The sequence below is a fragment of the Micromonospora sp. NPDC050795 genome (assembly GCF_044456785.1).
GTDB lineage: Bacteria > Actinomycetota > Actinomycetes > Mycobacteriales > Micromonosporaceae > Micromonospora.
Window position 1 is genome coordinate 1 of sequence record NZ_JBITGE010000065.1, and the last position, 11,358, is coordinate 11,358.

General features: G+C 68.6%; 10 protein-coding genes. All 10 read left to right on the top strand.

Annotation, left to right across the window (positions count from 1 at the left end; genetic code table 11):
- Positions 1-343 precede the first annotated feature (343 nt).
- The gene (locus ACIBEF_RS31535) at positions 344-880 is read left to right on the top strand and encodes a hypothetical protein (RefSeq protein ID WP_396797045.1); all 537 of its coding nucleotides are present in this window, start codon (positions 344-346) and stop codon (positions 878-880) included.
- A 38-nt stretch (positions 881-918) separates the two neighbouring features.
- Positions 919-1,593, top strand: a complete 675-nt coding sequence (locus ACIBEF_RS31540; RefSeq protein WP_396797046.1) for a hypothetical protein — start codon at positions 919-921, stop codon at positions 1,591-1,593.
- Between the two features lie 29 nt (positions 1,594-1,622).
- A complete protein-coding gene (locus ACIBEF_RS31545; RefSeq protein ID WP_396797047.1) occupies positions 1,623-1,973 on the top strand; it encodes a hypothetical protein in 351 nt (116 codons plus the stop codon).
- Positions 1,974-2,008: 35 nt separating this feature from the next.
- On the top strand, positions 2,009-2,761 hold the full coding sequence (locus tag ACIBEF_RS31550) for a hypothetical protein (RefSeq protein WP_396797049.1): 753 nt from the start codon (positions 2,009-2,011) through the stop codon (positions 2,759-2,761).
- Position 2,762: 1 nt separating this feature from the next.
- A complete protein-coding gene (locus ACIBEF_RS31555; protein WP_396797050.1) occupies positions 2,763-4,292 on the top strand; it encodes a hypothetical protein in 1,530 nt (509 codons plus the stop codon).
- A gap of 26 nt (positions 4,293-4,318) precedes the next feature.
- Positions 4,319-5,812, top strand: coding sequence for an SCO6880 family protein (locus tag ACIBEF_RS31560; RefSeq protein ID WP_396797051.1), 1,494 nt, complete (start codon positions 4,319-4,321; stop codon positions 5,810-5,812).
- The gene (locus tag ACIBEF_RS31565; protein ID WP_396797052.1) at positions 5,809-7,578 is read left to right on the top strand and encodes an ATP/GTP-binding protein; all 1,770 of its coding nucleotides are present in this window, start codon (positions 5,809-5,811) and stop codon (positions 7,576-7,578) included. Before ACIBEF_RS31560 ends, ACIBEF_RS31565 begins: the two co-directional genes overlap by 4 nt.
- Positions 7,579-7,664: 86 nt before the next feature.
- Positions 7,665-9,353 carry a TraM recognition domain-containing protein gene (locus ACIBEF_RS31570; RefSeq protein ID WP_396797054.1) on the top strand — a complete coding sequence of 563 codons (1,689 nt, stop codon included), beginning with the start codon at positions 7,665-7,667 and terminating at the stop codon, positions 9,351-9,353.
- A 5-nt stretch (positions 9,354-9,358) separates the two neighbouring features.
- Positions 9,359-10,786 (top strand): glycoside hydrolase family 19 protein, encoded by a 1,428-nt coding sequence (locus tag ACIBEF_RS31575; RefSeq protein ID WP_396797055.1) that lies wholly within the window; start codon positions 9,359-9,361, stop codon positions 10,784-10,786.
- A gap of 28 nt (positions 10,787-10,814) precedes the next feature.
- Complete coding sequence (locus tag ACIBEF_RS31580; protein ID WP_396797057.1) at positions 10,815-11,261, top strand: DUF4913 domain-containing protein; 447 nt, start codon at positions 10,815-10,817, stop codon at positions 11,259-11,261.
- Positions 11,262-11,358 lie beyond the last annotated feature (97 nt).

Consider the following 11,358-nt stretch of genomic DNA (forward strand, 5'->3'; position numbering starts at 1 on the left):
CAGCCCGGTCGTCAGCCCGGCGCTTCCCACCACCCTGAGGCCGTTTCGCAGCAACCGGCATCAACGGCTGCGCAACCACCCACAAGTCCTCCGGCACCCAGGTCTGGATCATGTCCCCGACAACATTCGCCACAAATAGAAGACCATGCCCGAGGCCACAACCTCACCAACTGAGACACCCTCCTTAGAGAAGCGCCATTGGGGTCCAGGGTGTCCGGCCCGGCGGGAATCTCAGCTTCTGGTGAACGAGCCGCACGTGCGGCTCGTAGAAAGGCCGTCAACGGTCAACCGGACCGAGGCGGTGGTGTGATCACGCCGGGCAGGTCAGGAAGGAGGAGAAGTCATGGGTGAGCAGGCCGGGGAATTCCAGGAGCCGCCGGTGCGGATGCCTGGGCCGAGGACACCAGGGCGCGAAGGTGTGGCAGGGCGCGACGACGCCCTGTCCGAGGAAGGCATCGGGTGGATCGGCGCGCACGGCGGTGCCGGCGGAACCACGCTGACAAGGCTGCTGGGCGGCACCGACATCGGCTGCCGCTGGCCGGACGCGAGGATCGGTGAGCCCGCCCAGGTCATGCTGACCGGCCGGACGAACCTGGACGGGCTGCGGGCCGTCTCCCGGGCACTGCGCGCGTTGCAAGAGGGGCGACACCCTGCGGGTATGCGGCTGCTGGGCGTGGTTCTCGTGGCCGACGCCCCAGGTCGGCTCCCGGCCGCCCTGACCGGCCGGATCCGCATGATGCGGTCGGTCGCCCCGGTACACCGGGTGCCGTGGATCCCCTCCCTCCGCCTGGGTGAGGCGCCCAGACAGTTGCCGAAACAGTTGGTCCGGCTGTCCGGCATCGCGGACGTCCGCCCGGGCGCGCTCGGAGGGCGGCCATGACCGGGGCGACACACGCCGCCCGAAGGGTCGCTCTCGTCATGGGACTCCTGGCGTTAGTCGTGCTCGCGCCCGGCCGGGCAGCGGCGGGCCAGGCGGACACGTACACCATTGCCTTCGACGCTGAAGGCGCTCAGTACCACTATCGGGTCTGCCTGAGCAGCGACACCACCAAGCGCACGAAGGCGGCCAAGAACGGAGACCGGGTGTGCACCGAACGCCTGGACGGGATCACCGCGGACCGGAACAAGACCTTCTCCCTCACCGTCCCGTACACCGAGGGCGACAACCTGGAGATCGACTTCGAGCAGTTCCTCACGCTCGGCAACAGTTCGAGGACGAAGGACGACCTCGACATCACCGGCGGAAGCAAGTGCCACATCAGTGGTACGGCCATGAATGGCGCGCTCAGATGCGATTGGCCGAAAGGTGGGCTGACCGATTACACGCGGCCGTCCATCGAGCCGTACACGCTGAACGTCAACGATCCCAACGAGCCGATGATGAAGATACTCAACCTCATGGCGTGGTGCGTCTCCGCCGCCGCCGTCGCCGGCCTGCTCATCACCGGCACTCTGATGGCGATGCAACTGCGCCACGGCGTGCCCGGCGAGCAGGCTAACGAGTACATCCGGCCGATCTCCCTCATCTGCGGGGCGTGCGTGTTGGCTGCCTCCGCCGGGCCGATTGTTCAGTTCCTCGGTTTCGACCAGTGAAGCCAGAATCACGTTTCTTAGGAGAAGCAATGACACTGTCCGACATCTATCGCCAGGCACTCTTGATGATCCCCCGCGATGTTCCCGTGCCCGAGAAGGGTGGTGTTGCTCCGACGGCACTCTCCGACGCGGTCAAGGATCTTCTCAACCTGCTCGCCTGGGCCGGCACGGCCGCCGGTGTCGTCGGTGTACTCGCCTGCGGCACGGTCATGGCCATGTCCTTCAAGCGGGGCGAGGGGTCCGAGCACATGAGCCGCTTGGGCCTGGTGCTGGGGGGTTGCGTGATGGTTGCCTCCGCAGGCCCTCTGATCACCTGGTTCTTCGCCGGCGGCACAGAAGCCGCCGGGACTTCCCCGACCCCGACCCCTCCGGCCCCCTGACGCCGGCCTACCGCGTCACCTAGGAGGCAGGATCCATGAAACTGAGGCTCATCTCCGGCGAGGCGGAGTCCAGCACATACGAGGAGGCAACGCCGTTCTGGCGGCAGCGGCGCTGGCAGCTGTCGGCGGCGTTCCTCGCGATCACGGTGTGCGGCGGTGCGGCCTCGATGATCGGTGGTGGCGGCGGATCCGGTGCCGGTACGGCGACTTCTGGGCCCATCATCGGCGACCTCGACCCCGACGGGTCGCGGCCGCAGCAGTGCCGTACCGACGACTCCGAACAGGGGATCCCGGCCACGGCACCGCAGGACGTCACCTGGTGGCCGCTTAACGGCGCCTCAACTCCGCAATCCGCCTCAGCGGGACCGCTGCGGACAATCGGGCCCCTGCGGTGGTGCTTCGCGCACACCCCGATGGGCGCGGTGATGGCGGCAAACGTCATCCCGCGTCAGATGAGCGGCCCCGACTGGCGCACGGTCACCCACCAGCAGCTCGTTCCCGGCTTCAGCCGGGACTACTACGAGTCCATGCGCGAATCGCTGCTGGACACCGGATCGAAGCCGACCACCAACGCCCTGGCCGGGTTCATGGTGGTCGACTACTCGCCGGCGAGGGCCATTGTCCGGATCCTCGTCCGCCAGGCCGCCGTTGCGTACGTGTCCGTCGACTACACCGTCGTCTGGGACGGTGTGGATTGGAAGCTGCGGCCGCAGAGCACCGGCGGCCTGTACACCGAGGTCAAGCCGGTCCTCTCGCTCACCGGGTACGTGCTGTGGAAGAAGTCCTGAAATGGCCGGGTGTGTAACCGGCGACGTGGTGCACATCGGGCCCGTCGGCGACGTCGTGGGCTTCTTCTCCCAGGGCATCGACGGAGTGCTCAGTGACATCGCCGCGTCCATCATGGGAGCGGCCGTTGACCTCTTCAGCGACCTCGGTAACGTCCCCACCCTCGCCAACGACGGCGAGGCGATCAACGGTCAGATCCACCTGCAGACCAACTGGCTGGTCGTCGTGCTCGCCGTCGCATCGCTGTTGGTCGCGGCGTTCCGGATGGCCTTGGAGCGCAAAGGTCAGGCCGGCATCGAGGCGCTCAAGGGCCTGGTCCGCATGGTCTTCGCCACGACCGTCGCCTGGACCGTGGCCAGTTGGCTCGCCGCCGAGGCGGACTCCTACAGCACGCATCTCTACGACCAGGGCATCAAGGCGCAGCTCGAACTGATCTCCAAGTGCGGCACCGACGGGATCACCGCCTTTTTGCTGATCATCATCGGTCTGTTGCTGTTGGTCGCCGGCGTGGTACACGTCATCCTGATGTACATCCGGCTCGGCCTGATGACGCTGCTGATCGGCACGCTTCCGTTGGCCGCGGCGGCGTCCATGACTGAGACCGGCAGCGAATGGTGGCGCAAGCACATCGCCTGGATGGTCGCCTGGCTCCTCTACAAGCCCACGGTCGGTCTGATCATGTACGGAGGAGCTGCCATGATCGGCCAGACCGGCGGTGAGGCCAAGCAGTACAAACTCGCCGGAGCGGGCATCCTGTTGCTGGCTGGTGTCGCCCTGCCCGCGTTGATGAGGCTGGTCGTGCCGGCAATGGCGGCGATCGGCGCGAAGGACGACGGCATGGGCGGTGCGACCGGCGCCCTGGCCTCCGCTGGCCGCGTCGTTGCTACCGGGGCCAGGAAGGTCGGCGACGTCGGGGGCGCAACGTCCGGTGGCCGCGGATCCGGGGGCGGAAAGAGCAGTACGGAACCCACGGGCGCCGACAGCAAGGGCAAAGCCACAGGCGCCGACAGCAAGGGCAAAGCCACAGGCGCCGACAGCAAGGGCAAAGCCACAGGCGCCGACAGCAAGGGCAAAGCCACAGGCGCCGACAGCAAGGGCAAAGCCACAGGCACCGACGACGGCGGCGGTGCCGGACCCACCGGCGCCGACAGCGTTGCCGGAGCTACGGGCACCGACAGCAGTGCCGGACCCACCGGCGCCGACAGCGGTGCCGGAGCTACGGGCGCCGACAGCAGTGCCGGACCCACCGGCGCCGACAGCGGAGCAGGAGCTACGGGCGCCGACAGCAGTGCCGGACCCACCGGCGCCGACGACAGCGGCGGTCCGACGGAGGCCGACGACAGCGGTATCAGCAGGAGCAGGAGGCATCGCCAGGCCCGTAGGGCCGGCCAGGTTGCCCTCCGGGGGCTCAGGCTCATCCCGCACGGTGTGGCCGCAGTCGCCCAAACCGGGACCGGCCTGGTGGCCTCCGGCTACAAGCATGCCAGCGGGGTCGCCCAGGGCGCCCTACCAGGTGCCTCACCAGATGAATGACCGCCGTCCAGGCGGAGGAGGAAAACATGACATCGGAATCCATGAGTGTGCCGACGTACGGCAACTGGCGCCGACCCCGCAAGGCAGGCCTGGGCTCGCTGGGCTTGGTCGGTACCCTCGGCCTGTTCGGGGCTCTCGTCCTGGTCCTGCTCACGTCGCTGTTGTCGCTGAACGCGGCGGTAGTGGTCGGCATCCCGTTTGCCGTGACGCTGGCACCGCTGGCGGTCCGCACGCAGGACGGCCGCAACCTGTACCACCTGGTGGGGGTACGACTCGGCTGGGTGCGCCGCAGGTCCAGCGGGCAGCACCTGTACGTATCGGGCCCGCTGTCCGCCCGCCCGGGCGGGCGGTTCCGCCCGCCCGGGCTACTCAGCCGGGTGGTCATGCTCGAGGGGCGTGACCCGTACGATCGCCCATTCGGCATCCTGCACCACCGCAACCGCAACCTTTACACCGTCGTGATCGGCTGCGAACCGGACGGCGGATCGCTGGTCGACCCCGACCAGGTGGACACCTGGGTGGCGATGTGGGGCAACTGGCTGTCCCGATTGGCGCACGAGCCGGGGCTGCGCGGCGCCTCCGTCGTCGTCGAGACGGCACCGGATCCGGGCACCCGCCTGGCGACAGAGGTGCAAGCCCACCTCTCCCCGCATGCGCCGCTCGCCGCCCGCGCCGTGATGGAGGAGGTGGTGGCGAGCTACCCGGACGCGTCGTCGGAGATGAACACCTACATCACCCTCACCTATGCCGCGCCAGGCGGCACCCGGTCCGACAAGGGTGAGGTCCTCATCGACCTCGGGATGCGCCTGCAGGGACTGCTCCGCGGGCTGGTCGCGGCCGGTGGTGGATGGGCGGAACCGCTGTCGGCGGAGCGGATCGCCGAGGTCATACGGATCGCATACGACCCGGCTGCCGCCTCGGAGGTAGTCTCCGTTCGTGCCCAGCACGGTCGTACCGGGCTGGAGTGGTCCGACGCGGGACCCGCCGCGGCCGTGGAGACGGTCACCTCCTACCAGCATGACTCCGGGGTGTCCCGCAGTTGGCTGCTGACCCTGGCACCGCGCGGCGTGGTGCAGTCCGGCATCCTGCGGAGCCTCCTCGGCCCTTCGCCGAGCATCCGCCGTAAGCGGGTCGCCCTGATCTATCGCCCGCTCGATCCGGCGACCTCCGCCCGGCTCGTCGAGGCGGACCGCCGCAACGCCCACTTCATGGCCAACTCCACCCGCGGAATGGTCCGAGCCCGAGCGACGGCGGAGGTCCAGGCGGCCGAACAGACTGCCGCGGAGGAGGCATCCGGGGCGGGCCTGGTCGAGTTCTCGATGGCGGTGACACTCACCGTCGACTCGATCGCGGAAATCGCCGACGCCAACGTGACGATGCGCAATCTGCTGGGTGCCACCCGGATCGCGATGCGCCCGGCCGACCGCTTGCAGGCCGCGGCATTCACCTGCTCCCTGCCGACCGGCATCCTGCCCTGGGAGCAGAGCATGCTGCCGAGCGAACTGAAGGAGGCGCTGTGACGCGCGTGCTGGATCTTGGCGCGGGCTGGCCGAGGGACACCTCGGGGCCGGACAACGCGCTGTCCGGCCTGGTAGTACCGCCGCTCGAGCTGCAGAGCCGGGAACCCGACGAGATTGGCGGGCGAAGCGCGGGCGATGAGCGCAAACGGCGTTCGGCGCAGGCCCGGGCAGCCGAGGCCGAGAAGCGGCACCTGCAGCGCCTGGCCAGGGCCAACCGCGACGACGCCGTTCCGCACCGAGGTTCCTTCGCCCCGGGCGGCGGCCGGGTCAATCCGCTGGACGGCCCCACCCTGTGGCGCGCCACCACGGTGCAGGCCTGCGGTCTGTGGCCGTTCGTCTCCGGATCCGGTGCCCCGATGACCGGCGTGCCGCTGGGGCAGAACATCAGCACCGGTGCCACGGTCTGCGGCGACCCGTTCAACTGGTTCACCCGGGCGCGGTACATCTCCAACCCGTCGCTGTTCATGCTGGGCATGCCGGGCCTCGGCAAGTCGACACTGATCAACCGGATGCTGATCGGCCTGGCCGCGCAGGGCGTGGTACCGCTGGTGCTGGGCGACCTCAAACCCGACTATGCCGACACCGTCCGCGCGCTCGGCGGTCAGGTCATCTCCATCGCCCGCGGCGTCGGCGGCCTCAACATCCTGGACCCGGGCGCCATGGGCGCGGCCGCCACCAGGATCGGCGGCGCGGCGGGCCAAGCCCTGGCCTCGGAGACGCACGGTCGGGTGCTCAACATCGTCGCGGCGCTGTTCACCATCGTCCGGGGCCGGCCGATCAGCGACCACGAGCAGTCCGTGCTGTCCGCATGCCTGCGGCATCTACGCGAACGTACCCCGGACGGGCAGACGTTCCGCCTGCCGCAACTACTCAAGGTCTTGGAGGAGGGGCCACCGCGCGTCCGTCAGGTCACCCTGGACCGGGGCGAGGAGTCGCGGTATCGCGACGCCGTCGACCCGCTGCACCGGTCGTTGCTCGGCATCCTCGACGGGCCGCTGGGCGACACCTTCGCCTCGGAGACCTCCACCCGCATCGACCCGGACGCCACTGCGGTGTGCATCGACATCTCCGGCATCGGCGAAGCCGACGGCCAGCTGACTGCCGCCGCCATGCTCGCGGCCTGGTCCGACGGCCTGGGTACGGTGGCCGCCTCGCACGCCTTGGCCGACGCCGGACTCGCGCCCCGCCGCTGGTTCTTCACTGTCCTCGACGAGCTGTGGCGCCCGCTACGTGCGGCCTCCGGCATCGTCGACCGGGTCGACGCCATCACCCGACTGAACCGGACGCTCGGCCTCGCCGACGCGAAGATCACCCACACCCTCAAGGACGCGGAGGCGCTGGGCTCCGAGTCCGACAAGGCCAAGGCCCGCGGTTTCGTCGAGCGCGCCGGCATGGTCGCCTGCGCCGGGCTGCCCCGTTCGGAGATGCAAGAGCTTGGCCGGGTGATCGGCCTGTCCCGCCGCGAGATCGAAATGGTCTCCTCCTGGTCCTCGCCGCCGGGCTGGGCACAGAACGGGTCGAACGAGGAACCACCCGGCCGTGGCCGCTTCCTGATCAAGGTCGGCGGCCGGCCGGGTATCCCGATCCGGGTCGTGATCACCGACACCGAGCGTCACCTGCACGATACGAACACCCGATGGATCGCCGACGGTGACGCCGACCGGGTGATGGCCGAGCGTGCCGCGGTGATGCGCGCCGTCCGTGGCGGAGACCTGTCCGTGGAGACCCTCCCGGCGGGACCTGTCCGGGACATTCTCCCGGCCTGACCAGAAGGATCTCGATGCATAGAGGGACCGGCCGTGCCAACGAATTCTCGGCGTGGATGATACCTGGATTTGCGCTGTTCAATACGGTGATCTTCGGCTTGCTGTGGCTGGGCGGCACGGTCGGTGCCGCCCTCACCGGGCACGGCTGGCAGCCACCCCCGGCGACCATCGAGGTATACCTGACCCTGATAACCCAAGGGTCCGCAGCGGTGTGGCCGGGCGTCTCCCCCTATGCGGTCTACGGCGGGGCGCTCGCACTGGTCCTACCGACGGTGGCCCCAATTGTCATGCTGGTCCGCGCGATGCTGCGTTCGCAGGGCCACACCAAGGGCCTCGCCCGACGCGGCGAGCTCAGCTCACTGATGGCCAAACAGATCGAGGCCCGAGCCCGTTCCCTGCGGCCGTCACTCAAGGAGGTCGAGCACCCCCGACCGGACGACACCGGCAACCTGCTCGGTGACCTGAGCCCGAAGGGACCCGAGCTGCGCTCCTCCTACGAGGACGTCGAACTCGACCTGATGGCGCCGCGGGCCGGAAAATCCACCGGTATCGCCATCCCGCGGGTGCTGCGCGCCCCCGGCGCGGTACTGCTGACCTCGAACAAGTCCGACGTGTTCGCGGTGACCCGGCGGGAGCGCGGGAAAGTCGGCCGGGTGTGGACCTTCGACCCGCAGGGCATCGCGTACTCCGAGCGGGAGATGTGGTGGGACATCCTTGCCGACTGCCACACCATGGAGGGCGCCCGCCGACTGGCCGGTCACTTCGTCAGCTCGGTCAACGACGACGCTTCCAAGAAGGACTTCTGGATCTCCGCGGCGCAGAACACCCTGGCCGCCCTATTCCTCGCCGCTTCTCGTGGCGGTGCGGGGGTCACCGAACTCCTGGGCTGGCTCGCCGACCCCGCCGACCGGCAACCGATCGACCTGCTGCGCGACCACGGCCTGGAGGCTATGGCGGACCAGCTACAGGGCACCGTACGAGGCGCCGTGCAGACCCGCGACGGCATCTACGAGACCGCCCGGCAGTGCGTGGCGTGCCTTCTCGACCCCGAGATCCAAGCTTGGGTCACCCCCGACCCGGACCGCCCGCAGTACATCCCGGAGGAGCACGTACTCACCCGGGACACTCTCTATCTACTGTCCAAGGACGGCGGCGGTTCCGCGGCCGGCGTGATCGCGGGCATCGCCGATGCCACCATCCGGGCCGCCGTGGTCGCCGCGGAGCGGATGGGCGGGCGGCTGGACCCCCCGATGACCGCGATCCTCGATGAGGCGGCCAACGTCTGCCGCATCGCCGACCTGCCCGACCTCTACAGCCACCTCGGCTCCCGCGGTATCAGCGTGGTCACCCTGCTGCAGAGCTATCGGCAGGGCGCGAAGGTCTGGGGCGATGCCGGCATGAACGCCCTCTGGAGCGCCGCCACGATCAAGCTGCTCGGCGCCGGGCTCGATGACGCCGACTTCGTGGACAAGATCGCCCGCCTGGTCGGTCAGCACGACGTACGCACGATCAGCCGCAGCCGCAGCAAAGGCGGCGGATCGCGGTCGGTGTCGTACCGGCTGCAACAGACCATGCCGGCGGACAAGATCCGGGCGCTACCGAAAGGCACCGCCCTGCTGCTGGCCACCGGCATCAGGCCCGCCCTCATCCAGCTGCGACCGTGGTACAAGGAGTCGAACGCGGCGGCGATCAGCGCGGACGCCGAGGCTGAGGTGCACGCCATCACCGAGCGGGCGGCGGCGGCGTGGCAGCGCCATCCGCGCCGGGTGGGCTGAGCCGGATGTCGGGCGGACCGGTCCGTAAGGCTGCCACGGCGGGAAAGGCCGCCCACGCGGTGTTCCGGCTCGATGCCACGACGATTCTCTGGATTCTCGGCTCGGGTATCGGGCTGCTGCCGCTCGCGCTGATGGCGCTGGTGGCACTGATCGTCATTCTCTTCGCGCTGTCCATGTTCGGCGCGACGATGACCACCGTCCCGGATCCGTCGGCCTCGGGCTCCCTGCCGCCCGGGACCCAGGCCATCATCGACATGCACGGCGGCAACGGCACCGGCACTTTCGCCTCGACGGAGGTGCCGGACGCCGACCTGGTCGCCCCGATCAAGCAGGCCGCCGGGCGCTGCGACCTGCTCACCCCGATCATCCTGGCCGCGCAGATCGAATACGCGTCCGGCTTCGACACTACGAAGAAGGGCCCGGAGGGACGCAGCGGCCTCTCCCAGTTGACGCCGGAAATCTTCGACAAGTACGGCGAGGACGACGACGACAGTGGCGAAGCCTCGATGCTCGACGCCGAGGACGACATTCACGCCCACGCACGGTACTTCTGTTACCTGGCCCGGGAGATCAAGAAGCTGACCGACGCCGGCGAAGCCCTTGGTGACCGGCTCACTCTGACACTGATGGCCTTCGAGATGGGCCTCGAAGCGGTCAAACTCAACGGCGGCATGCCGGTCATCGACCCGACGAGTTACCCGTTCCAGGTCCGGCTGCTCTTCGCGACCTACACCACCGACGGCACCGCGAAATTTCCGACCACACCCGCGAGCACGGTCACGCCCGCTCCGGTCAAGAGGGCGAGTACGACGGCAGCAAAGTTCAGCGAGGCACAGTTCCATGAGCTATTCCCGAGCCGGAACACGCTGTACTCGTACGCCGGCCTCACCGACGCCATGACGAAGTTTCCCGCATTCGCGGGCACCGGTGACGAGCAGGCCCGCAACCGGGAACTGGCCGCCTTTTTCGGCAACATCGACCACGAATCCGGCGGCCTCGTCCAAACCGAGGAGATTGACCAAGCCGCGTGGGGCAACTACTGCGACCTCAGCCGGGCGTACCGCTGCCCCGCCGGACAGACCGCCTATCACGGGCGCGGACCGATCCAGCTCAGCTGGAACTACAACTACAAGGCTGCCGGTGAGGCGCTCGGCATCGACCTGCTGAACAAGCCCGACCTGGTGAAGACCGACTCGTCGGTCGCCTGGCAGACCGCACTCTGGTTCTGGATGACCCAGACCAGCGCCGGCTCGACGACCGCACACGACGCGATCAACGGCGGCGGCGGCTACGGGGCCACCATCCGGATCGTCAACGGTATCGAGTGCGGCGGTGGGAACCCGGCCCAGATAAGCAGCCGAGTCAATTCCTACCAGCGGGTCGCGTCGATCCTGGACGTCGATCCGGGCGACGCCAGCACGCTGACCTGCTGACCACGACGTAGACGAGGAGAGGTACGACATGACCCTGGCCGAGACGGATGAGCCGATCCCGCAGAACGAGTTGGAGCCCGCCGAGTTGGAGCCCGCCGCCGGACAACAACCGTTCTTCATCTTGTACCTTGCGGGGCACGAGTACGTCGAAGAGCTACAGCGCCTGATCTACTGGGTGGAGAACCTGCTCATTCCGATCTACGGCGCGGAGGTCACCTCACAGGCACCGTGGTGCCCGCGCTGGCGGGAACACCCGGAGGCGGTCGCCTACCTGCACGGCCTCTGGCTGGCCTGGCAGGAAAGGACCGGCCCGCAGGCCCAACAGTCCGACCCGGCAGTGTGGCATCAGAACCACCTCTGGCACACGATGGACAAGCTGCGCGACCCCGGCGGCCCGTTCGCGGGTTGTAAGGCCGGCAACCACCGCCCAAAGGAACGACCCGTCGTCGAACAGAACGACTTCCTGCACGCCTAAGAACTCCAGCAGGAGATCTGTTTCAGGGCTCGGTGAGGGCTTGTCGGGCGTAGTGGCTGATCTTGGCTTCGGCTTGGTGTTGGCGTCGGAAGATGGA

Bases quoted from the DNA above. Each gene is read 5' to 3' on its own strand.
- ACIBEF_RS31535 (WP_396797045.1), top strand. From the start codon at position 344: ATGGGTGAGCAGGCCGGGGAATTCCAGGAGCCGCCGGTGCGGATGCCT.
- ACIBEF_RS31540 (WP_396797046.1), top strand. From the start codon at position 919: ATGGGACTCCTGGCGTTAGTCGTGCTCGCGCCCGGCCGGGCAGCGGCG.
- ACIBEF_RS31545 (WP_396797047.1), top strand. From the start codon at position 1,623: ATGACACTGTCCGACATCTATCGCCAGGCACTCTTGATGATCCCCCGC.
- ACIBEF_RS31550 (WP_396797049.1), top strand. From the start codon at position 2,009: ATGAAACTGAGGCTCATCTCCGGCGAGGCGGAGTCCAGCACATACGAG.
- ACIBEF_RS31555 (WP_396797050.1), top strand. From the start codon at position 2,763: ATGGCCGGGTGTGTAACCGGCGACGTGGTGCACATCGGGCCCGTCGGC.
- ACIBEF_RS31560 (WP_396797051.1), top strand. From the start codon at position 4,319: ATGACATCGGAATCCATGAGTGTGCCGACGTACGGCAACTGGCGCCGA.
- ACIBEF_RS31575 (WP_396797055.1), top strand. From the start codon at position 9,359: ATGTCGGGCGGACCGGTCCGTAAGGCTGCCACGGCGGGAAAGGCCGCC.
- ACIBEF_RS31580 (WP_396797057.1), top strand. From the start codon at position 10,815: ATGACCCTGGCCGAGACGGATGAGCCGATCCCGCAGAACGAGTTGGAG.